The 22144-nt window shown below is 40.3% G+C and carries 20 protein-coding genes; 8 read left to right on the top strand and 12 right to left on the bottom strand.

The genetic code is table 11. From position 1 onward, the window contains the following. Positions 1-22: 22 nt before the first annotated feature. Together K2F26_RS24600 and K2F26_RS05230 are read right to left on the bottom strand one after the other, a co-directional pair. The gene (locus K2F26_RS24600) at positions 23-2014 is read right to left on the bottom strand and encodes a Dyp-type peroxidase (RefSeq protein WP_246605527.1); all 1992 of its coding nucleotides are present in this window, start codon (positions 2012-2014) and stop codon (positions 23-25) included. Between the two features lie 166 nt (positions 2015-2180). Continuing rightward, complete coding sequence (locus K2F26_RS05230) at positions 2181-4367, bottom strand: galactose oxidase early set domain-containing protein (RefSeq protein ID WP_220610619.1); 2187 nt, start codon at positions 4365-4367, stop codon at positions 2181-2183. A 25-nt stretch (positions 4368-4392) separates the two neighbouring features. Here K2F26_RS05230 and K2F26_RS05225 point away from each other — a divergent pair, with 25 nt between their 5' ends. The 4 genes from K2F26_RS05225 to K2F26_RS05210 all read left to right on the top strand — a co-directional run bounded on the left by K2F26_RS05225 (position 4393) and on the right by K2F26_RS05210 (position 8029). Continuing rightward, positions 4393-4977, top strand: a complete 585-nt coding sequence (locus tag K2F26_RS05225) for an ABC transporter substrate-binding protein (RefSeq protein WP_246605526.1) — start codon at positions 4393-4395, stop codon at positions 4975-4977. A gap of 8 nt (positions 4978-4985) precedes the next feature. Then, on the top strand, positions 4986-5687 hold the full coding sequence (locus K2F26_RS05220; RefSeq protein WP_220610618.1) for an ABC transporter permease: 702 nt from the start codon (positions 4986-4988) through the stop codon (positions 5685-5687). Between the two features lie 48 nt (positions 5688-5735). After that, on the top strand, positions 5736-6812 hold the full coding sequence (locus K2F26_RS05215; RefSeq protein ID WP_220610617.1) for an ABC transporter ATP-binding protein: 1077 nt from the start codon (positions 5736-5738) through the stop codon (positions 6810-6812). A gap of 431 nt (positions 6813-7243) precedes the next feature. Continuing rightward, a complete protein-coding gene (locus K2F26_RS05210) occupies positions 7244-8029 on the top strand; it encodes an SDR family oxidoreductase (protein ID WP_220610616.1) in 786 nt (261 codons plus the stop codon). Positions 8030-8062: 33 nt separating this feature from the next. Here K2F26_RS05210 and K2F26_RS05205 read toward each other — a convergent pair whose 3' ends face one another. Further along, positions 8063-8707 carry an NADPH-dependent FMN reductase gene (locus K2F26_RS05205; RefSeq protein ID WP_220610615.1) on the bottom strand — a complete coding sequence of 215 codons (645 nt, stop codon included), beginning with the start codon at positions 8705-8707 and terminating at the stop codon, positions 8063-8065. Positions 8708-8771: 64 nt separating this feature from the next. Here K2F26_RS05205 and K2F26_RS05200 point away from each other — a divergent pair, with 64 nt between their 5' ends. Next, on the top strand, positions 8772-9842 hold the full coding sequence (locus K2F26_RS05200; protein ID WP_220610614.1) for an LLM class flavin-dependent oxidoreductase: 1071 nt from the start codon (positions 8772-8774) through the stop codon (positions 9840-9842). Here the strand turns inward: K2F26_RS05200 and K2F26_RS05195 are convergent. Then, on the bottom strand, positions 9797-10936 hold the full coding sequence (locus K2F26_RS05195; RefSeq protein ID WP_220610613.1) for an AbrB family transcriptional regulator: 1140 nt from the start codon (positions 10934-10936) through the stop codon (positions 9797-9799). The genes K2F26_RS05200 and K2F26_RS05195 overlap by 46 nt on opposite strands. A gap of 134 nt (positions 10937-11070) precedes the next feature. Continuing rightward, complete coding sequence (locus tag K2F26_RS05190; RefSeq protein ID WP_220611787.1) at positions 11071-12285, bottom strand: tetratricopeptide repeat protein; 1215 nt, start codon at positions 12283-12285, stop codon at positions 11071-11073. A gap of 293 nt (positions 12286-12578) precedes the next feature. Here K2F26_RS05190 and K2F26_RS05185 point away from each other — a divergent pair, with 293 nt between their 5' ends. Next, entirely contained in the window at positions 12579-13358 is a 780-nt protein-coding gene (locus tag K2F26_RS05185; RefSeq protein ID WP_220610612.1) for a phosphate ABC transporter ATP-binding protein, read from the top strand. A 434-nt stretch (positions 13359-13792) separates the two neighbouring features. Here K2F26_RS05185 and K2F26_RS05180 read toward each other — a convergent pair whose 3' ends face one another. After that, positions 13793-14341: an NUDIX hydrolase gene (locus K2F26_RS05180; protein ID WP_194059193.1), complete on the bottom strand. Its 549-nt coding sequence runs from the start codon at positions 14339-14341 to the stop codon at positions 13793-13795. Between the two features lie 98 nt (positions 14342-14439). Continuing rightward, positions 14440-14937 carry a 2-amino-4-hydroxy-6-hydroxymethyldihydropteridine diphosphokinase gene (gene folK / locus K2F26_RS05175; protein WP_220610611.1) on the bottom strand — a complete coding sequence of 166 codons (498 nt, stop codon included), beginning with the start codon at positions 14935-14937 and terminating at the stop codon, positions 14440-14442. A 371-nt stretch (positions 14938-15308) separates the two neighbouring features. On the opposite strand from folK, the gene K2F26_RS05170 reads away from it, so the two are divergent. Continuing rightward, positions 15309-17600 carry a transglycosylase domain-containing protein gene (locus K2F26_RS05170; protein WP_367890325.1) on the top strand — a complete coding sequence of 764 codons (2292 nt, stop codon included), beginning with the start codon at positions 15309-15311 and terminating at the stop codon, positions 17598-17600. Positions 17601-17684: 84 nt separating this feature from the next. Beyond that, the gene (gene psb35, locus K2F26_RS05165) at positions 17685-17882 is read left to right on the top strand and encodes a photosystem II assembly protein Psb35 (protein WP_220610609.1); all 198 of its coding nucleotides are present in this window, start codon (positions 17685-17687) and stop codon (positions 17880-17882) included. A 105-nt stretch (positions 17883-17987) separates the two neighbouring features. On the opposite strand, the gene K2F26_RS05160 is transcribed toward psb35, so the two are convergent. From K2F26_RS05160 to K2F26_RS05140, 5 genes are all read right to left on the bottom strand, one after another. After that, the gene (locus tag K2F26_RS05160) at positions 17988-18410 is read right to left on the bottom strand and encodes a tellurite resistance TerB family protein (protein ID WP_220610608.1); all 423 of its coding nucleotides are present in this window, start codon (positions 18408-18410) and stop codon (positions 17988-17990) included. Positions 18411-18467: 57 nt separating this feature from the next. Continuing rightward, entirely contained in the window at positions 18468-19808 is a 1341-nt protein-coding gene (locus tag K2F26_RS05155) for a 16S rRNA (cytosine(967)-C(5))-methyltransferase (RefSeq protein WP_220610607.1), read from the bottom strand. An 80-nt stretch (positions 19809-19888) separates the two neighbouring features. Next, positions 19889-20227: a type II toxin-antitoxin system PemK/MazF family toxin gene (locus tag K2F26_RS05150; protein ID WP_220611786.1), complete on the bottom strand. Its 339-nt coding sequence runs from the start codon at positions 20225-20227 to the stop codon at positions 19889-19891. Next, entirely contained in the window at positions 20214-20438 is a 225-nt protein-coding gene (locus K2F26_RS05145; RefSeq protein WP_194059198.1) for a ribbon-helix-helix domain-containing protein, read from the bottom strand. The genes K2F26_RS05150 and K2F26_RS05145 overlap by 14 nt, the downstream gene beginning before the upstream one ends. A gap of 185 nt (positions 20439-20623) precedes the next feature. Further along, the gene (locus tag K2F26_RS05140) at positions 20624-21871 is read right to left on the bottom strand and encodes an ISL3 family transposase (protein WP_437441044.1); all 1248 of its coding nucleotides are present in this window, start codon (positions 21869-21871) and stop codon (positions 20624-20626) included. Between the last annotated feature and the right edge of the window lie 273 nt (positions 21872-22144).

Here is a 22144-nt window from a genome sequence, read left to right as displayed (position 1 = left end):
TTTCCATTTTCAGAAAACTCATTTAGTTCTTGGGGTTTTCGAGGGTTTCGATGTATTGCTCGAGTGTTGCGATGTTGTTATCGTAAGCAGAAATCTCACCCCAGAAAACAAACTGTCCCCTTACTTTTGTCCTTACAAAATACTCAAATTCCAAGTTCCGCTGCTCAAAGAACTTAACAAATTCGTCCTCTTTTCCCGTATCCCCATTTAGACCAATTGCCCAGTTCAAATCTTTGTATTCCTTAAGTTCAGCGATTTTATTTCTACAGGCAATAATGTCCTCATTGTTCTCGGTTATGATTACGGGAGCAAGAGACTTGAGGAAACTGATGCTGGGGGCAAAGAAAAATTCTCCACCTCTCATAGTTATCCAATGCTTGAAGGTAACTTCCTTCGTTTCTGGTTTGCCATACTCTATTGGCCAATTGTATTGCTCTCCGGGCGCTCTTCCTGGATCGTTTTCAATGTCTGGATTAATGTCTCTTTTTTCTACACCAATGACTACATCTGTTCCCACATCTCGTTTTACAAAGTTCCTTTGTTTCGCCCAAGCCTGCTGCATGAAGTTGAACTGACTGATTAAACTGGCTTGGAAGCACATAAACAGCAGTCCAACTCCGCCTTCTGGCGCTGGTTTGGGTTCGCCATAGGTAATTCCCCTGCGGACAATGCGATGCATCTTCTCCTCATCTAGAGCGATGGGTGTGGCGACGATGTTTGGAAGTCCGGTATCCCCACGAGGATTAACTTTGCGAGTGTGGGCGAAGAAGGGACACTTAGAACCTTCTGAATCATCTTGATAATTAAAGTTGTCAGTATCAGGATGTTGAAGCTTGTTTTCTTCATTGTCTCTATCGGCGATGACTACGGGTGTTCCATCGCGGAAGCGTCCCATACTGTATGCTTCTGCTAATTTGACTTTTTGGCGTTCTTCTGGTGTTAACTGCATTTTTTCCATCCAATCTTGGAGGGACTGATTACGCATCGGCTCCCGCACTGCTTTAGTCTGGTTGTCGGTTTCCTTCGTGACACCTTCTGTCGCTTCCTTAGTGAGCATTCCCAAAGCTCTAGCTAGTTTGACCACATCTCTGTTCCAGCCCCCAACGTTCTGCTCCAGTTTGCGGAAGACCAAAAAACTGCCGTAACTCTCTTGTTCTTTACCCAAGGGATCTTTGAACAAAACCAAGCTCAGGGGTGCGCGGGGGTCCCATTTGTCAAATTCGTCCTTTGCTCTTGCCTTGTCAATATCTCGCTTCAGAAATAGCGGTTGACTGACTCCATCTCGAAATCCGAAGTGTTCGATCTCTTCTTCATTTTGATCTCTGAGGACGTATCCTATTTCCTCATGGGCAACTGTGGCGATGTTATTACTTAGCTCTTTTTTGATTTTCTCAACTGTTGTTCTCAATAGAGCAGGCAGCTCATGCAGTTTGGTTGGATCATTCTGCTCTTGTATCTTTGCTTCCTCTGTTCTGGTCCCTACTATCCTATCCCCTGCCAGCAAGACAAGAGCATGAATTTCGTTTTTAAAACCGTTTTCCCATTGACTGATATCGTCGCCGAGTTCATTTTGCATATTGGCATCTTGCATCCCTTGCCGAAATGCGTCTTCATTGGGCAACTGATGGAATGCATATCCTAAGTGCATATAACCAGCCCTGGTTAAGAAGAAGTTGGCAAATAATGGTTTGATTCCTACAGTTTCCTTATTGCGATAAATTTTTCCCTGCCTGGCTTGCTCTAGCGCTGAGTAAACATATTCATGACTAAAATTGCCAATCCATTGCTTGACAGCTTCGATTTCTGCTTTCCCAATGTCAGTTTTCATGTTGCCCTTGAATTTCAAGAACAAATAAACAGCATGGTTTCGTCCGTGTGATTTGAGGATGTTGCCTTGAATCTCGTTTAACAGCGGTTCATATTGTTTTTTTAGTGATTCATCTTCACCATCATCAAAAGGGGTAACAATTTCGACGATTTTGTTGATGTCAATTTTCTCAATGTTAGTTGTCATAACTAATTCCTTACTTTGGATTTACTGAAACTTGTCTGTTGGAGAGTCTCTATTTGAGAGTCGGATTGGGAGATATTTGATAAACAATGAGTTTAAAAAAAGCGAGTTTAAAAAACCACTACAAATATCTCCCGTGTGGAAGAATTAACGACAAGACAATTAGCCGTTAACTAAGTTGCACAATCTTGGCGTGGGAGGGCTTGCCGGTACTATTGACGTAAAACAGCATATAGTAGCCGGGTGGGGTAAAGTGTTTGTTGCTGGGGACGGTGAAGGAAAGGATACGACTGTTATTTTGGTTAACTGTGCTGATCTCATTGCTGGTGATCTTGAGATCTACCAATCGTTGACCATTATCAAAGGAGTGGGTGACAGATCCGAATTTGACGAGAACTACAGAACCTGGTTCTACAGAGGCATTGCTCACAGTGATAGTTGCGGACTCGCCATATTTCAGGGTTTTAATATCTGTGATGATTTCTGGGCGATCGCCGGGTCCGAAGAGATAGGGTGGGTAAAAGATCCCATGTTGCCAAATCTCACCGCTATTGCCTTCAGTGCCTTTGTCCACAAACGCGAAATCGCCCTTGGTATCCAGACGAACTGTTCCGTCTTTATCAAATCTAGCGGCACGAGAGTTGTTACCACCCATGACTAATACCCGTGCATCCGGCAACAGCAACGCGGTATTGTGATAAAGCCTGGGTTCGACATCCGGGTTCATCAGCTTGGTACGGAAGCCTTGGTGGTCGGTTTTGGTCTGATCAGGGATTAATAGGGTGGGGTTGTAAGCCGGACGAGCTTCGGCATAGTTACCCCCATTGACGACCAAAATTTCCTTGTTAGGTAGAATGACAGCAAGTTCCATAGCCCGCTTACCATAGCGACCCAATTTTGAGGACTGCTTCACATACTTGTTCTTGAGGGGAAAACCCTGGACTAAGTTATCTACGATAGCCTCAGTATCCAGCAGGATGTCCTCATCAATTTTGCCAAAGAAGTCGCTATCAATCTCCCAAGAACCCTTACTGCTAGAGTCCGTTGGCGCTTTCCAACGCTCTAGACTAGCAGCGATACTTGCTCCCGGAATACCATTTGTCGGTCCTAGCCCAATGTTATTTGTACCGACGATGCCACCCATTAAGAGGATATCTCCGTCAGGAGAATTGGGATCAAGTAGGGCAGTCCCATAGACTTTGTTGATGGCTTTTCTGTCAGGACCTGGCTCAAAGCTAATGGAATATTTTCCCTGAGCATCTTTATTGAAGGTTACGAAATAACTATGGACACTTGCGTGGGCAATCTTGGGTTCATTTTTACCACCGCCATCGCCTGTGATTAAGAATTGGTTTTCCTTTTTGGTGGGTAGTATGCGGGCATAGAGATCTATGATGTCAGAGCCAAAGCTCTTATCGTTCATCTGCGTGACAAACGGATTGTTGGGGAGATTCTTGACATCTATAGACTGCCAAGCCTTATCTTTGGGCGCGTTGGGATCGTAGATTTCCACCAAGGTGCTAACGATCTGAGAAGGATCTGTTGTGAATCCAGAGAAGGATGCGATCGCTCCATCAGCTAGAGGAATAAGCGTAGGATACCAGTGACCATCCTTGGTGAAGCCCAGGTTTTCCCACCTCATTTCCCCTTTTTCTGTTGTTTTCCAGTCATCTTCTTTCCAGTGATAAATATTGGCTTGTCTTGACCCTGAGAAGCGGACACCAGGGTAATATGAGCGACTACCACCAACAAATAACACATCACCGTTGGGCAATTGTAAATGACCGGAACAGAACGGGTCATTACTTTCGCCGTCTATTACCGCTGGGAGGGAGTTAATCCGCTTGAAGGGAGATGTGGTGAAGTCTGGGAGGATTTCCTTGTCCTTGTCCTTGTCCTTGGTGTAATAAGGATCAGAAAGAGCGGGATCGAAGATGGAAGTGTTGTCAACAACTTTGTCATCTTTAGTATTCACACCGTCTTCTATCTTGCCATTGGTTGTAACACGGTTCCGGTTGCTACTACCATTGACAATGAGAACTTTGTTGTTAGGTAATAACGCGGCGTGGACAGCTTGCATCCGATCTTTTTCTTCAGGCATCGGCAGCATATACCAAGCGCCCATTTCTTCTGGACAACCTTCATTGGCCAGCAGTTTCTTACCCAGTTTGCTGCGGAGTTCTTTTTCTAGCTTACTAGGTGGTCCTGCACAGATTTTCGGAGTTTCTGATGGTGCTTGAGCCGCAATTGCGTAATAATAACCGTTGCAAAAGGTGATTGCCACTGCTATGACAAAGATCACCAAAATTTTCAGGAGTTTGTTACGCGTCGTGATTGTCAATTGTTTTTGAGTCATAAATCCTTGTAACAGTAGTCTAAAAGTGCAAAAAGATAGAAAGGGTGCAACATCAGCTATTTACACTTCAATTACTCGTATATCAGATACGTCGATATTCTATATTTTAAAGTCACCACTGGAACTAGTTGTTATAATTTTTTACGTAGAAGCGTTCAGCCTGATTGCTAAAAACCAAGCATTGTTTATATCGCGGGGCGATGACTCAGGGACTAATAAATTGGAGATAAATTTATGGCAACAGGCTAAGATTAAACCTGCTGGTGCTTGGTATCAAGAAACAGGTGCGGGTATGGGGCAAACCCTACAAGTCGCTAATGAAAAATACGGTTATACCTTAGCAGACCGGGCAACATATATATTTCAAAAGCAAAACCTGTCTTTACCTATACTGGTGGAAGGAGACCCTAAACTCCTGAATCTCTACCATGTTATGGAGGTGAACCCAAACAAATTCACCAGAGTGAATACTTCAGGAGCTAAAGCATTTAGCGATTTTCTGTTGTCCCCTGAAGGACAAAAAGTGATTGCAGATCATGGAAAAGCCAAGTTCGGACAGGCGTTGTTTTTTGTTGATGCCGGTAAAACAGAGAAAGATTACGGATTGTAAAAAGATTTGTGGATAACATCATCCAAGGAATTATTAAAGCTGTTGAACTTTTAGTTAGTGGTAACAGTGATGTCTTTCAAGTCATGGCACTGACGCTGACAGTGTCTGGACTTGCTACAGCTATTAGTGTGGCATTGGGCGTACCATTGGGATTATGGCTGGCTTTAAAAGACTTCTGGGGCAAGCAGGTGTTAACTAGCCTCGTTAACTTCGGTATGGGATTGCCACCGGTGGTGGTGGGTTTAGTGGTCAGCCTGTTTTTATGGCGATATGGACCTTTAGGAAACTTTAACTTGATGTATACGCCCACAGCGATGATTTTCACCCAAGCAATCATTGCTTTACCCATAGTAGCCAGTTTAAGTTTAGCAGCAATTCTCAGTATTAATCCGAAATTGCGCTGGCAACTGTTATCAATGGGAGCCACTCCCTGGCAAGCTAACTGGTTGCTGATCAAGGAAGCACGATTGGGGTTAATGGCTGCTGTCATTGCCGGTTTTGGACGCATCATCTCGGAAGTTGGCGCATCCATGATGGTGGGCGGCAATATCAAAGGGCAGACAAGAGTGCTGACTACAGCGATTGTTATGGAAGTGGGGAAAGGTAATTACGATATCGCGATCGCAATTTCATTGATTTTATTGCTCATTGCATACAGCATTATTATGTTTCTGACGATCTTGCAATATGACAAACAAAGTCAACTATAGTCAACAATCTTACTTCTTCCTGATAACTGTAGCTTCTTGGAGGTCTCGATGAGCGAGTATATCCTCAAGATGCAGCAAGTTACTGTCAGTAGCAAAAAACGTAAAAATATCCTCGATATAGAACATTTTGCACTGCGGCCAGGGGAACTTGTAGCCATGCTCGGTCCTAATGGTGCTGGCAAAAGCACACTGTTAAACACAATAAATCTGTTACAACCTTTCCAGGGTGAAATGGAATTATTTGGACACAATGTGCATCATGCCAATCAAACATTGTTACGTCGTCGTTCTGCTTTGGTATTTCAGGAAAAGTTGCTGTTAAATGATACTGTATTTAATAATGTTGCCAGAGCATTACAGTTTCGCGGGATATCAACAAAGCAGATTCAGCAAAAAGTATATGCTACACTTGCAGATTTTAGCTGTGAGCATTTGGCAAATCGCTCAGTTCGTTCATTATCTGGTGGCGAAGCAAAACGCGTTTGTATTGCTCGTGGGTTAGTCACTGATCCGGAACTGCTGCTTCTAGATGAGCCTTCTGCCTCGTTGGATTTGGGAATACGTAGCGGGATGATTGAGAAAATTAGACAATGGGCAGAAGTTAGAGGAGCATCGGCAATATTAGTCAGTCATAATTTTACTGATATACTACGTTTTGCTGACCGGGCGATCGCTTTATTTGGCGGCTGTATTGTCCAGGATGATAAATTGGAAACCCTGATCCACCGACCAGCTAACGAGCAGCTTGCCAGACTGGTAGGGATAGATAATATTATTCCATGCCAGGTAAAACAGAGTAGCAGTGGATATTCTATCAATCTGGCCAATGGAATCAAATTTTCATACCCTGGAGAAATAAAAAAGTCCATTACTGCATGTTGTCTGTCAGGGGATACTTTCAATGTTTACGATGCAAATTCTTCAATGCAACACAAACCTTGGTCGGTAATTATTGAAGGGCTAGTAGAACGAGTTGTAAATGGTATGGGGACTTATAATATTTGGGTTAAGGTGGGAGAACAAACTTTAATTGCTAGAGTGCCTCGGAATCATATATCTGGTAATATGTATCGCCATGAAATGATTAAGCTGTCTTTCAATGCGGCAGATGCACATTTTGTTTAGAAAAAATTGACATTTTCTATGAGTATCGAATAACTAATTATTTGTTGTCTTCACAAATTCATATCATTCTGTGATGCAATTGCCAAAACAATGTAAATCAATGATTAGCTCATTCAAGGCGTATAATGTAAATCTTATCTTTTTACTGTTGCCTGAAAAACCCTGCATTATTGCAATGTAGTTTATATAAAAATTACATGGATTCAAAATCTAAACGACATTAATTGGTTATAGCGATTCTTATTCACGTGGTTGCACTATAACCTTTGATTTATAAGCTTTACAGTCTCACGCACGTATGTACCTTATCTGAGCGAGAAACGCTATAAGACGACAAATAATTTTTTATTCGACAGAAAAAACGATTGATTCTACAAGCAATAGTTTAGGCAAATCTAGTGTTTTTATACAGTAACCCACCGAAGATAACTATGGATTTAGGATTGAGTGGCAAAACCGCCTTAGTGACGGCCTCAAGTCGAGGCATTGGCAGAGCTATTGCCGAGGGATTGGCAGAGGAAGGATGTCAAGTTATTATTTGCAGTAGAAATGAAGAAAATTTATTCAAAGCTGCACAACAAATTTCAGCGAAAACTCAGCAACCCATTACACCAATCCAGGTTGATTTGTCGCAAAAAACTAGTATCCAACAATTACTAGAGCGGATTACCAATCAATTTGAAAAAATTGATATTTTAGTTAACAACGTGGGCGGTCCACCTTTAAATTACCACTATGAATTAACGGCACAAGATTGGCAAAAGTCATTTGAACTGACTTTTATGAGTCAGGTGACAATTTCTGAATATTTGATTCCCATAATGAAAAAAAATCATGGTGGCAGGATTATTTTTATCACTTCAGTTGCTGTTAAGCAGCCGGGAATACTGATTGCTAATGCTCACAGGGCAAGTGTTGCTGTTTATGCGAAAACTCTCTCCAATGAACTGGGGGGAGATAACATCCTCGTTAATACTATTTGTCCTTCTTTTACAGTTACTGATCAGTATTATGATGTTGTCGATGAACAAGCCAGAAGAAAAGGAATTTCTCCTGAACAAGTTATGGAAGAATGGATGAAAAGTGTTCCTCTCAAGCGCCCAGCATCAACAACAGAAGTAGCTAATCTGGCTGTTTTTTTGGCTTCAGAAAAGGCGAGTTATATTACCGGAACTTGTATACAGGTTGACGGAGGATTTGTAAGGAGCTTGTTTTAGGATGAAATTAAAAGTCGTGTCTTAATCAGGACTTTATTTAATCCGCACTGTACTAGAAGATTGTTTTTGATTAATCATCGCCTCCGTATACCAAACCAGTTCTTTGATAAACGATTCCAGCTTGGTTTTGAATGTTAAATTACGTAAGTTTCCCTGTTCGTCAAAAAGTTCCTGTACGTTGGAGATGGGCAACTTATCTGGAATTGGTAAGCCTCCCAGCGCCAAACATACCAGTTGTAACTGCGTCAGACAATTTAGCCCTCCGAAACCTCCAGAGGACACAGTACAGATGCCAATAGGCTTATACCGCAAAGCTAGGGGTTCGAGGTAGTCAAGGGCATTCTTCAATACTCCTGGGTATCCTCCCTTATATTCTGGAGTAACAATCAGTACACCGTCAGCTTGACTAAGTTGAGAACAAAACTGGACTACAGTGGGCAGGGGAGTTGATGTTTCATTCGATCTCTCCTCCAGGATAGGAAGCTGATATTCGCGCAGGTCAATGAGTTCAGTTTGAATGTGATCCCACTGACGTAATTCTTCCAATATAAATTCAGCCACCTTCACACTCTGTCTGAGAGTTCGGGAACTTCCCAGAAGAACAGGGATATAAGTTTTAATCATGCCTAGCTCTGCCAAAACCTGGAAATTGCTGTGTGGATTTTGCTCTTGTATCATATTATCCGTAAAGTAACTTGAACCTTTGTTTTCATGGTAATTTGAATAAAAAACTGACTTAATTATGGAAAAGCGTTTAAGATTCCATTGGAGTCTTTCCCAAGCAGGAGATACATTTAGAAAATCTAAATCCTTAAATACTCAATCTGGTGTTGCCAACATTGACGCTCAAATTGCCTTGTGCCAACGAGCCGAAGAGTGCGGGATTGATTCTATGCTCATGGCAATTGGCTTTACTCGACCCGATCCAATGCTGCTTTCACTAATGCTTGCTCAAAAGCTCGAAAAGATTAAATTTATGGTCGCTGTCAGACCGGGTTTGATTTCTCCCACTTTATTTGTGCAACAAATCAATACTTTATCTTGCTTGGTTAATGGCAGAGTACATATCAATGTAGTTAGCGGACGCTCTCCTCAAGAACATAAATATTATGGTGACTTTTTAAACCATGATCAAAGATATCAAAGAACAGCAGAGTTTCTAGCTATATGCAATGCTTTTTGGCAGCAAGAAGGAGAGGTTAATTTTAAGGGAAACTTCTATGAAATTGAAAAAGGTAAAATCAATACTCCCTTTATTTCACCAGAAACAAGTTACCCGGAAATTTTTCTAGGCGGCAACTCAGATAGTGCTGCGGAAATCGCTGGTAAATATGCTGATTGTCTTTGGCGTTTTCCTGATGCTCCAGAGAAACTTCAACCCCAAATTCAAACAGTATTGGAGCAAGGCAAAGAAGTTGGCTTATTAGTTTCGTTAATTACTCGTCCAACTCAAGAAGAGGCCATAGCTGCCGCTCAAACCCTCGTAGAAAGATTTGAAGATAAAACAAAAGAAGTGGTGAGAGAATTTCACAAACAATCGGATTCTGAGGGATTCAAATCTGTATTTGCTTTGTCCCAAAATGAGCAGTCGCACTGGATAACTCCTTATTTATGGACTGGTGCTGTTCCTTATCTTGGCGCTCCCGCGATCACTTTAGTAGGTTCTTATGAAAATATTGCTAAAGCAATGATGGAGTACAAAGCTATTGATATTAGTCAATATCTCTTTATGGGTTGGCCAGATATTGAAGAAATGACTCATTTTGCTCAAGGTGTGAAACCCTTGCTTGGTTCGGTTGTCACAGATAGCTGATGTTTAATCAGGGGAGTAACTAGCAGTGAACGTAGTCCCAGAATAATAAACATTCTAGTCAGATGCATTGACACAACCAGGCTGGTATCACCACCAAACTCAAGGGTGCTGGCGACCATTGCCTGTGTTCCTGTGGGCATTGAGCCGAGTATAGCGGTTATAGTATCAATGTTTGTAACTAAATGAAACTCGTATCCGACTACCGCGCAAAGTAGAATCAGCAACAGCGCCAGAACAACTTCAATCAAAACTGCTTTCACCAGTGGACGAAGACCTTGGAAGTTGAACTGTAAACCTGTAGCAAAACCAATAAGTACCAACGCGCTGTTGAAGATATTATCGGGAACTTGTATATTGTACGGCAGTACCGAACAGGCAACCAATCCTACAAATAAAGGTCCGAAAAATAGGGAAGCCGGAAAGCGGATTTGGCTACCTAACCAGACACCTAAGCCGCTGCATACAACAACGATGAATAAATTCAAAGACATGGGTATTGCTATACTCGTTGCAGGCAGTGTAGCGATCGCCTGTCTTGGGAAATCGGCATCAGCACTGGGAACAAGTAAACTAACTCCAATTGGAACTACCACAATAATCAATAAACTTCGCAGGTACTGAAGAATTGTCACGGCGATCGTATCAGCACCAACTTCCTCACTTAAGGTAATCAGACTAGGGATAATGCAGGGGATAGATGCTAAAAGCCCAGTTGTCCAATCCAGTCCAGCTAAACGACTCAGAAGATATCCCTTGAAAATACTTGCACTACTTGTGATGGCAATACAAATGAGTAACGGTATTGCATAGGTTGACATCATACTCACGCTATCCCAGGAGAATTGGGTAGCAACCGAAATACCTAGCACAGCCTGTGCAATCATTGAAAAGGCTGGAGACATCGGTTGAGAACTTTCTTGATTCATGGTATAGATAATCCCCACAACCAAGGGACCGATCAGCCAGCCCAGGGGGGTATGCAGCCAGTCAAACAAAAAACCCGCAACACTCGCTGCAAATAGCAACGCGACAGTCTTCGCAATTGTGGGAAGATATGAAACATTACTTTGGAAAACGTTCATATTGTCATTCATCTACAGAATATGGCTATTGAGTTCACTAAAGTTATTGGTATCGGAATTAACTTCAAATTTTTGACTGGTCTGACACCAATCCAATTTTAGGAACTCAGCCGTCCACTGTAAAGGTATATTAAAGAACTTACTCTCTATTGCAATAATGCCTCAATCTTCTGAGCAAAATATGTCTCTTGATGTTTCAGTTGTCGCGCTATTTCTAATCCCTTTTCAAACGCTGCTAATGCTTTTCCCTCTTCTTTCTTTTCTAAATACATTTCTCCCATTTGATCATAAGTTTGCATCAAACCATAAAAATTGGTTGCTAATGTTTCAGTTTCTAACAAAATTCTACTAGCTTGCAAAGCTTCATTAATTTGATTTTGGGAACGATACAACCTAATTAACTTCTGCAAAGCTTCACTCGCCGCCACATACTGTTCTAATTTCCAAGCAATAACATAAGCTTCTTGATAATTATTAAAAGCTTCTTGCAGAAAATTGGGATTTTCTCTGATCAAAGATTGATAATTTTCTGCTATTTTGATTTTTAAAGCCGGCACTTGAGTAAGATTCTTATTTCTATTATAAATTGCCGCTAACTTATTCAAAACATTGATCGCTTGTCGGGGTTGTTTCCCCTGTTCATAAATATAAGCTAGTTGTTGTAAATATGCTAATTCATTGTTCCTATCACCTCTGTTAGTAGCAAAATTTAGCAATTCTTCGTAAGTTTTAGCAGCTTGAGAATAATCAAACCAACTTAAATGTAATTCCCCTAGAGTATTTAAAGTTGCTAATTCAGTATTAACATCTTTTTGTTCTCTCACCAATGTTAAAATCTGCTCGTAAGCACCTACAGCTAATTTGGGAATACGCACATTTTGGTAAGCTTCACCAAGCGATCGCCATAATTGCAAATCTGTACTTTTCTCTTTTAACATCTGTTTTTCAATCTCTTGCAACCGCTGGGTAATATACATTACCTGTTCACGCTCATTTTCCTGCCACGCGATCGCCCCCACCCTAGATAACACTTGCACCTGGGCTAAAGAACCTAAAAAGCGCCGCAGTCGTAATTCTCTATTCCAAATATCAAAAGCAGCGGTTTTATCTCCCCTTTGAAAAGTCCTTGTCGCTTCTTGGTTTAACTCATCCAGTGCAGTTTCCAACTGTTGCAATTCCTCAGTAGTTAAAGGTTGTTTTTTCCATGAACTCCTCACCAGAGGATCAGGTTTAGTCATTTCCAAAGGACTCGGAGGAAACCACCTCATTTGTTCTGGTTTTTTATTTTGTGCCAGTGTGACAAAACTGCACAGATGCCAGACAATAATAGTAGTAACCATACAACTCAAACGTCTTACCATAAACAACTCACTTTTTTCTTGTCCTGTTAAAAATAGTCTAGAAAATTTACCCGTCAAATCTTGTATTAGCATCTTCTTGCTAACATCCCAGTTAACATCCTAGACTGTAACCCTGATTATGGCCTAAGATTACTGGTAATTGCTAATTTTACTCCTGACTCCTGACTCCTGACTCCTGACTCCTGCTCTATGTTTCTTAGTCATTAAATTTTAGATTTTGGATTTTAGGTTTTGGATTTTAGATTTTAGATTAATTCACAACATAAATCCCTATTCCCTATTCCCTATTCCCTATGAGTAAAATAATTCCTGCCATCCGAGTTAAAAATTTTAACTTTTATTACGGACATCAAAAAATCATTGAAGATGTCTCAATGGATATTCCCCAAAATAAAATTACCGCGATTATGGGACCTAGCGGTTGTGGTAAGTCCACATTTTTGAAATCTCTCAATCGCATGATTGAACTAGAAGGAGAAGTACAAGTTGAAGGGAAAATAGAATTTTTTAGTCAAAATATTTATGGTCGTCGTGTCAACTTAAATCGCCTACGTCGTCAAATTACTTTAATTTATGGTAAACCAAATCTTTTTCCCATGAGTATTTATGATAATGTAACTTATGGAGTAAAATTAATCGGATGGCATCCCAAAGCCGAATTAGATGAAATTGTCGAGTCAGCACTAAAAGCTGCCGAACTCTGGGAAGAACTCAAAAATAAACTTCATAAATCGGCTTTAGAATTATCCTTTGGACAACAACAAAGGTTGTGTATTGCCCGTGCTTTAGCAGTTAAACCGCAAGTCCTCCTCATGGATGAACTTTGTGCAGGACTTGATCCCATTTCTACGATGAAAATTGAGGAACTTATCGAATGTTTGCGTTCTGAATTAACAATTGTATTTGTCTCTCACAACATCCAACAAGTTTCTCGTTTATCAGATTTCACAGCTTTATTCTACTACAATGAAAATCATATTGGGCAGTTACTAGAATTTGCACCTACCAAGAAACTGATAACCCATAACTTTGATTATCGCTTGCGAGATTATGTTTCTGGACGTTTCCACTAAACCTGGTTTCTATCATAGCTGGGATAAATAATTGATAATTGATAATTGATAATTGATAATTCATAATTAAATTTATACTTTACTCAGGGACTTAAACATTGCCTGTAGGATACACCACAGGGGAATAAAACCCTTTTTAATTATTAATTATGAATTTCTAATTAGGGCTTGCTGAATAAAGGCAAAACCCAGATAAATCAAAGGTTTGGGGCTGAACAATAGGAAACAAAATGCAAGATTTTTGAAGGTTAGACCTGAAAAACTGTGCATTTTGGGGCTAAGAAATCCAAAAATTTGGGGATGACAGATAGCTGAAACTGTCACCTGTCACCTGTCATCACGACAAGACTTTCTCAGCAACCCCTAATTATGAATCAGATTCCTAACCTGTACCGTAGGCATCAGCAAGTGCCTTTTCTAGCAGCATATCACCATTACATCAACAAAGAACGGGCTAAGAAAAAACTAGCTATAGTTTTTGCATCTACAGGTTCTCCTTCACGAATAGCTGTTTCTAGTTGTTCAGGAGTCAAAAATACAGTTTCGATATCTTCATCTTCTTCTTGCTGTGGGGGAGTTTCCAGCTTTTCCAAATCTCTAGCCAAAAAAGCATAGATAATTTCATCAGAATAGCCAGGAGCTAAGAAAAACTCTCCTAGTTTATCCCACTTATGAGCGCGGTAGCCAGTTTCTTCTTGTATTTCCCTTTTCACTGTTTCCAAGGGTTCTTCATTAGGTTCTACCGTTCCTGCGGGAAATTCTAACAACCTACCTTGAACTGCAAAACGATACTGACGGACAAGAATCAGCTTACCATCGTCGGTAACAGGAAGAGCCAGAGCGCCACCAGGATGACGAATACACTCCCATTCTCCTTCAGATTTATTAGGTAAACGCAAACGATTCACTTCAAAGTCAAACTTGCGCCCTTTATGAAACAAACGTTGCTTGAGTAGCTGTGGTAATTCTCTACCTAGTGGCATAGTCCAATTCTATTGTCTGCAAATACTCAGAATATATACGGGGGATGGTTGGGAAATCAGGGTGTTTCTGCTGCCAAGGATGGTAATTTAATAGTCGGTTATTCATCTTTCACTAAGTGTACATCAGAACGGTCTACTTCTTGCAGCAGATTCCGAATTGTACAACCAGATACTGGTTCTCTCCAATCTGGGGCAATTTCTGCCAATGGGACTAGGACAAAAGCTCGCTCGTGCATCCGGGGATGGGGGATCTGAAGATTTGGCTCATTTAAGATTAAGTCATCATACAACAATAAATCCAAATCCAGGGTTCTTGGTCCCCAATATTCTCGACGCACACGACCAAATTTTTGTTCAATTGCTAACAAGCTGGTTAATAAAGCTTGTGGAGACATTTCTAATTGCAATATGGCACAGGTATTTAAATAATCTGGCTGTGGCGGTCCTACGGCTTTGGTTCTATACCAACTGGATTTTGCTTCGAGAATAATACCAGGAGTTTGGGCTAAAGTCTCTAAAGCGGCTGCTAAAGTTCTTTGGGGATCACCCATATTACTGCCGAGAGCGATCGCACTTCTGGCGAATTTTTTAGACATTCTTTTGCTGCTGAATGCTCTTGCTAGGAGGCGGGGGATCAGTTTTGCTGCATCAGCTACAAACTTTTTCCCATGTTTTGATATCCCAACAATTATTTAATCATCTTCAAAAGCCAATGGAAATAATGGTTTGGGAAATAAATCAATTTTACACTGAATTAATTGATTATTTATGGGGTATGATGATCTAACGCTGTGAGCGCAGCAAAACGAGCCTTTCGGCATCAATAATCAACTGAAGTAGCTCTGAGGAGAAACTGCTCTTGCCACTTGGGAATCATCATAAAAACGAGGAGTCCACAAACGAGGAGTCCACACATGAACACCTACCGCCAACTATGCTGGTGAAGGCAAGGCAGTTACTTAACCAGATGACTACTTTATCATCTGGGATGGTTGCCAGACTTGGTAGGAGTGATAAACCTTTTTATCGGCAGTTTTGGTTTTGGACAGGCTTAGGTGTAGTCAGTTTAGGTGGCGGGATCATTGCCTGTAATTATGGGATTAGTGTAATAGACAGTTCTTTACCGGATAAATCAGAACTGAATGCGGTAATACGAGAGCAAACACTGACTATTAAAGCTAGTGATGGAACTGTTCTCCAGCAGCAAGGAGAAGCAACCAGAGAACAGCTAAAGCTGGAACAAATACCAGAGAACTTAAAGAACGCTTTTATCGCTTCAGAAGACAGAAGATTTCAACAGCACAATGGGATAGATGCTCAAGGTATTCTCAGAGCATTTGTGAATAATTTGCGATCGCAAGATGTGGTAGAAGGTGGTAGCACTATTACCCAACAAGTTGCCCGCATACTGTTTCTCAGTCAGGAAAAAACCCTGTTACGCAAACTCAAGGAACTGCGTCTGGCTCAGAGAATGGAGCAAGAACTCAGTAAAGACCACATTTTAGAGCGTTACCTGAATTTAGTCTATTTGGGTTCTGGTGCTTATGGTGTAGCAGATGCCGCTTGGGTATACTTTAGTAAATCCGTGGATCAACTGACTTTATCAGAAATGGCCACCATTGCTGGACTTGCTCCTGCTCCCAACATTTACGCCCCAAATAAAAATCCTCAATTAGCTATAGAAAGGCGAAATCGGGTGTTACAAAGAATGTTGGACGATGGCGTAATTACACCAGAGCAACAGCAAGCAGCTATTCAAGAACCACTCACAGTAAATAGCAATTTACCCAGACGCTTTCAAGTTGAGTTTCCTTACTTTACTTCCTACATTCAGCAGGAATTACCAAAATATGTTCAGCCTGATGTGTTAGCAGCAGGAGGGTTAGTAGTAGAAACTACCTTAAACCCAACTTGGCAAAAGGCGGCAGAAGCAGCAGTGGCTAAAACTCTGAGAACTCAAGGTAGTTGGGCAAATTTTCAAGAAGCCGCTTTAGTAGCTATTGATCCCCGCACCGGGGAAATTCAAGCAATGGTAGGAGGTAAGGATTTTGGTAAAACCCAGTTTAATCGTGTAACTCAAGCAAAAAGACAACCAGGATCAACATTTAAAGGTTTTGTCTATGGGGCGGCGATCGCTACAGGAAAAAGTCCCTATGATAGCTACGTAGATGCACCATTAGTCATTGATGGTTATGAACCAAAAAACTACAATGAAAAATTCTATGGCTCAATGAATCTCAAAGATGCTCTTACCCGTTCTATTAATACAATTGCAGTCAAGGTATTAATAGATGTGGGATATGAGCCAACCATTAAACTAGCACAGGATATGGGGATTAAATCGGAACTCAAGCCTACCTACTCTTTAGCACTTGGTTCTAACGAAGTCAATCTCCTAGAATTAACCAGTGCTTATGGTTCTTTTGCTACCCAAGGTTTACATACAGAAGCGCATGGAATTCGTCGCATCCTCAACCGTCAGGGTGATGTGATTTGGTCCGCTGATTTCCGACCTCAACGGGCTTTAGATGCCGATAGCGCCGCCATCATGACTTGGATGCTACGGAATGTAGTCAGAAATGGTACTGGTGGGGCTGCCCAATTAAATGATAGACAGGTAGCAGGGAAAACTGGTACATCTGACGAAGCCCGTGATTTGTGGTTTATAGGCTATATTCCCCAAGTAGTTGCCGGAGTTTGGCTAGGTAATGACAATAACCGCCCTACTAATGGTAGTAGCACCAGCGCCGCTTATACTTGGCATGAATTTATGGAAACAGCAGTAGAAGGAATGCCAGTAGAAAAGTTTCCTGAACGACCTAAATTAGAAAATCGCAAAGGTACGATCAAAGCCCAACCCATCAAACCGAAAAAAATTGTTAATACTTCCGTTGCATCTGTTGCATCTAATGATCAACAATCAGATCAGGATGATGATGATTCATCAACCAAACGCAGACGCAGACGCAGAAGCTCTTATTCTGAAGTAGAACAGCAATCAAACTACACTTCAAGACGTAGACGACGTTACCGACAACAAGAAGAGTCCACTTCCAGAAGACGGAGGCGCTTTGATTCTCAATCAGGGAATAATTCTGGTGCAGAATCATCTCGTTCTAGAAGACGAAACCGCAGCCAAGATTCAAATTCTGCTCCCCCTGTAAACAATAATTCCTCTGGATCTTCCCCGTCCAAACCTTCCTGGAGAGAACGCCTTAAACCTGGTTCTTCATCTTCTTCTTCCTCCTCTGGTGAGTAATATTTCCCACTGGTGACAGATGTAGATGGTCAACTCGTTTTATACTTTGTAAAGAAGTGTTATGAACGGTAGGATAATATACTCATGAATTTATTACTTGAAACAGCAGCACCAGTCGCAGCCGGTAATCATTTTCCATTAGCTTTTACTTTAGTGTATGTAGTTGGTTTTATTGCGGCTGTCACCATCGGTTCAATCGCTTGGTACAACTCAAAACGTCCCGCAGGTTGGGAAAGCAAAGAACGTCCTGATTTTGTACCCAAGGTGGATAAAGAGTCATAGAAGGCAGAAGGAAGAGGTGACAGGTGACAGGTGACAGGTGACAGTGAAGAGGAAACAGAGAAGATATTTCCCAGTCCCCAGTCCCCAGTCCCCAGTCTCCATTACCTAATTCTGCACATCCACCCAGCGGCGGTAAAGTTTTTGAATCTGTTTTAACAGTGGGGTGTAAATGGGTTGAGTAGAATCATGGGATTTACTCAACTCCTCTAATGTGGTGAGTAGTTTAGCTTCTTCAATGGCTACTTCACCATCACTGTAAATCAATCCACTGATAGCTTCAATCAGAGTTTCACATTCTTCTAAACTAGGGCGATCGCCTAAATATTCTTTCACCCATTCATAACATTGATTTGGTTTGACTGGTACTAATTCATACAACCAAGGTTTAATCTCTGGATCAGTGGCTAAACCCTTAGCCTGAGCTATTTCCCGCAGATATTGTCTTTCTTCTGGCTGGATTCTACCATCAATCCAAGCTGCTCCAATCAGGATTTTAACTAGATTTTTAACATGAGAATTACTAACCATTGTTGCCTCTTCTCATAGATTCGGGCTTTGGTTAAATGGTACAATGGTAAAAAGTATTCACTCGGAATCCTTGGTTTTTCTTAAACGCACCATGAAAAAACCATCCATGTCTTGTTGATGAGGCCATACCTTCAACCACCCAGGGTGAGAAATATTAAGAAAATCAAAGCTGGGATGTTCAATTTGCCAATCAGAATTTTCTGCTAAGAACTTAGAAATAACCTCTTCGTTTTCCTGTGGATGCAGTGTACAAGTTGCATAAACTAAAACCCCTCCCGGCTTGACAAAATTAGCAGTATGTGATAATAGCTCTTTTTGAATTTGGGCTAATTCCTGCACAGAGGCGGGAGTTTGTCGCCAACGCGCATCGGCGTGACGGTGCATAGTACCCAAACCAGAACAGGGAGCATCTAATAATACACGATCCGCGATGTTGTGAAATTGGGTAAAAGTGCGGCTATCCCCCGTGCAGATTTCGATAGATTGTAAATTGAGACGTTGAGCATTTTCAGTAAGTTTGCGTAAACGAGAAGCAGTTTTATCACAAGCGTAAATTTTGCCCTTATCCCCCATTAACTCTGCAATATGGGTAGTTTTTCCTCCTGGTGCTGCACAGACATCAATTATCACCTCACCAGGTTGGGGGTCAAGCAAATGACCAACTAACTGGGCGCTACTATCTTGCACACACCACCAACCATCTTGAAAACCGGGTAAATTTTGAATCGCTCCGGTACTACTAATTAATCTTAAACCTTGGGGTAAATGGGGAATTTTTCTGACTAAAATACCAGCATCTTTAAAAGTTGATTCTACTTGTTCTAAGTCACTTTTAAGAATATTTACTCTTAAATCAATAGTCGGTGTTTGATTCATCCATTGACAGAGTTTTTCTGTTTCCTCAAAACCTAATTGTTTTAACCAAACTTCAATGATCCAATTTGGAAAACTATATAAAATTCCTAATCTTTCTACAGGATTTTCTGGTAATTTTAATGGTTCTGAGGATGTTTCTAAAAGGCGTAAATATTGACGTAAAAAACCATTAACAAAACCAGTTAAACCAGAAAACCCATTTGTTTTTGCTAGTTCTACGGTAGTATTTACAGCAGCAGAAACAGGAATTTTTTCTTGATAACGGAGTTGATATAAACCCAGATGTAAAATTGTCCGCAGGTCTGGTGGTTGTTGGAGTGCTGATTTCGTAGCCAGTTGATTAATAATAGCGTCTAAAGTGCGTTGTCTTCTCACACTACCATAGACTAATTCTGTCATTAAGCGACGGTCATTGTCGGGTAATTTATACTTTTGTAATACACGATCTAGAGCGACATCAGTATAAGCTCCTTTGTGTACTTCTTTGAGGGCGGTAAATGCAGCTTGACGGGGGTTAGACATGGAATACTTACACCATTATTAAAATATAAAATTAAATTCAGTAAAACCAAAAAGTTAGAAGAAAATAGTTTTAATATCTGCTACTCCAAAGCTAAATGTAACTTAATAGCATCATTTACTAAATCTATCAAATCTTGATTTAAACACCCGACGACATCTCCCAAAATGCGCTGTTTAGAAATTGTTCTTATTTGTTGCGCTTGCACCTTAGAAGGTTTAGATAAACCAGAATCTTCTGGATTTAATAAAACCTCAAAAGGATATATACGACTGGTATTAGATGTAATGGGTAAAATCGTTACCGTAGTAGAAGCATTATTATTAGCATCATGGCTAACAATAAGTACAGGACGACGTTTATCCATTTCTGAACCTATTGCGGGACTGAGATTTGCAAAATATATTTCACCACGTTTCATCACTGAGTCCATCCCCTACAGTTACATCCCATTCTGAGTTAATTTCCGTTGCTGCTTCTTGGTAAGCTCGTTCTAACTCTTGATAACGCAATAGTTCTATAGCTAGTTCAATCACTTCTGAACGAGATTTACAACCTTTAGTTAATTTGTAATTTTCAATAAACTGCAATAAAGGGGATGGTAAGGAAATGGAAATTTTTTCAGATTGCATGGTATTACCAAATGGTAATTATATTTTTCCTACTTTATAGTAGCATAGATAGTCAGCCAGGGAATAAATTCTCTGTCTCATAGCGGAAGTCGGTTAAAACCGACTATTTTCAATTCATTAATTGGATATTTTTACATCAATTATGATTGAATTTTTAGTGGTTCTTCAGTACATAGTATGCTAAACTAATATTTAAATCTCCAACTGAGTAAGCATCTAACTCGGAAATTACTAAAATTTCTAAATCCATAAGCAGAACGTTTAATCAACTTGAGTTTGTTATTGATACCTTCAACAACACCGCTAGTTGTACGATGATCAAAGTAGGCAATAATTTCATCTAACCAACGGACAATGGTGTTATGGCTGGTAGGATAATGATTTCTAGCTCTTAGCAACCATATACTAAGTTTATATAGACCCTTTAACCAATCCTGAGTTTTGTCAAAAATTCGCCGAATTTTCTCTTTTAATTCGTACATTATTTTCAAAGAGGGGGAGACTTTTTTTACTTGATTGAGCTTGATTTTTTGCTCATGATTTAAGTCTTCACCGTTCTTCAACAACACATATTTACTTTTATTTAACCCCTCTAATATTTTCTCTTTCTCTACTTTCTCTTGTTCATTTTTTGAACTTTTAATGGCATTCTCCACATTTCTTTTCTCTCTTTTTCTGGCTATATCTAATTCTTTGTTTATTTGTACAATTACATGAAATCTATCTGCCACTACTTGAGCATTGGGCATCATTTCTGTAACTAGATTTTTATATCCTTGCCATAAATCTATACTCACTTCTTCTATTTGTTCTAGCACCTGTGACCCCCATTCCATCAGCACTTTCCTGATATCTTCTTGTTTTATACTAGGTAAAATCGCCAGTAGTTCAGATTTATCTAAATCTATTAATACTGCACAATATTTCCCCTGTCCTTTAATTAAGGCTATTTCATCTATTCCTAATCTTTTTACTGCTGATGGTTTTGATTCTATTAATTCCGATTCCGCATCTTTCAACATCCTTTCTATTTCTTCTGTCGTCACTACTCCCTTAGATGCTACACTGTTGATATCATTATCTAACACCTCTTTGATTATCTGACGTGCTAGTCTTTTGGTATATGTTCTTCTTGTACCTATGAAATCCAAATTTTCACTAAAAGGTTTTTGACATTTTTCACATTTAAATTGTCGTCTATTTATTTCTAAATATACTGGTTTTTCTCCCCACGGTAAGTCTTTGACTATATGCCTATGATTCTGATGTAATCTCTGACTTTTTGTTCCACAACGAGGACATATACTTTCTTTTTTATTTGCTTCGACCTGTAATATTATTCCTATCCCTTCATGTTGACGATGTGAAATTACTTTGATATCCTTTATATCCAGAAGCTCTGTTAAGATTTTAATTCCCGGTTTTCTATTCATGACTGTAAATTCACCCAATTTTTAACATTCTCTCTTACAGTCAACAACAATTTGGTCTCCCAAGTCAACTATATCAATGGTTTTGATATTCTTCTTCATCTGATTTAGATTTTTTATTCTAATAATTTAGCATACTATGTACTGAAGAACCAATTTGAAGCTTGGTTTGAGTTTTTGCGGGTAGAAATTATCTCTAATGTAACCGTTTATAGCCTCTACCATGATAATTTCCGTCAATGGCTGAAAGGATATATGAGAAGTAGCCAAATTAAT

The organism is Sphaerospermopsis torques-reginae ITEP-024, from assembly GCF_019598945.1.
GTDB lineage: Bacteria > Cyanobacteriota > Cyanobacteriia > Cyanobacteriales > Nostocaceae > Sphaerospermopsis.
The sequence above is the reverse complement of the archived record's forward strand: the minus strand, read 5'-3'. Positions and strand labels throughout refer to the sequence as shown.

What these genes read in the sequence shown, in the direction of transcription:
- K2F26_RS24600 (WP_246605527.1), bottom strand. Translation starts at nt 2,014, where the DNA reads ATGACAACTAACATTGAGAAAATTGACATCAACAAAATCGTCGAAATT.
- K2F26_RS05230 (WP_220610619.1), bottom strand. Translation starts at nt 4,367, where the DNA reads ATGACTCAAAAACAATTGACAATCACGACGCGTAACAAACTCCTGAAA.
- K2F26_RS05215 (WP_220610617.1), top strand. Translation starts at nt 5,736, where the DNA reads ATGAGCGAGTATATCCTCAAGATGCAGCAAGTTACTGTCAGTAGCAAA.
- K2F26_RS05210 (WP_220610616.1), top strand. Translation starts at nt 7,244, where the DNA reads ATGGATTTAGGATTGAGTGGCAAAACCGCCTTAGTGACGGCCTCAAGT.
- K2F26_RS05205 (WP_220610615.1), bottom strand. Translation starts at nt 8,707, where the DNA reads ATGATACAAGAGCAAAATCCACACAGCAATTTCCAGGTTTTGGCAGAG.
- K2F26_RS05200 (WP_220610614.1), top strand. Translation starts at nt 8,772, where the DNA reads ATGGAAAAGCGTTTAAGATTCCATTGGAGTCTTTCCCAAGCAGGAGAT.
- K2F26_RS05195 (WP_220610613.1), bottom strand. Translation starts at nt 10,936, where the DNA reads ATGAATGACAATATGAACGTTTTCCAAAGTAATGTTTCATATCTTCCC.
- K2F26_RS05190 (WP_220611787.1), bottom strand. Translation starts at nt 12,285, where the DNA reads ATGGTAAGACGTTTGAGTTGTATGGTTACTACTATTATTGTCTGGCAT.
- K2F26_RS05185 (WP_220610612.1), top strand. Translation starts at nt 12,579, where the DNA reads ATGAGTAAAATAATTCCTGCCATCCGAGTTAAAAATTTTAACTTTTAT.
- K2F26_RS05180 (WP_194059193.1), bottom strand. Translation starts at nt 14,341, where the DNA reads ATGCCACTAGGTAGAGAATTACCACAGCTACTCAAGCAACGTTTGTTT.
- folK (WP_220610611.1), bottom strand. Translation starts at nt 14,937, where the DNA reads ATGTCTAAAAAATTCGCCAGAAGTGCGATCGCTCTCGGCAGTAATATG.
- K2F26_RS05170 (WP_367890325.1), top strand. Translation starts at nt 15,309, where the DNA reads ATGACTACTTTATCATCTGGGATGGTTGCCAGACTTGGTAGGAGTGAT.
- psb35 (WP_220610609.1), top strand. Translation starts at nt 17,685, where the DNA reads ATGAATTTATTACTTGAAACAGCAGCACCAGTCGCAGCCGGTAATCAT.
- K2F26_RS05160 (WP_220610608.1), bottom strand. Translation starts at nt 18,410, where the DNA reads ATGGTTAGTAATTCTCATGTTAAAAATCTAGTTAAAATCCTGATTGGA.
- K2F26_RS05155 (WP_220610607.1), bottom strand. Translation starts at nt 19,808, where the DNA reads ATGTCTAACCCCCGTCAAGCTGCATTTACCGCCCTCAAAGAAGTACAC.
- K2F26_RS05150 (WP_220611786.1), bottom strand. Translation starts at nt 20,227, where the DNA reads ATGAAACGTGGTGAAATATATTTTGCAAATCTCAGTCCCGCAATAGGT.
- K2F26_RS05145 (WP_194059198.1), bottom strand. Translation starts at nt 20,438, where the DNA reads ATGCAATCTGAAAAAATTTCCATTTCCTTACCATCCCCTTTATTGCAG.
- K2F26_RS05140 (WP_437441044.1), bottom strand. Translation starts at nt 21,871, where the DNA reads ATGAATAGAAAACCGGGAATTAAAATCTTAACAGAGCTTCTGGATATA.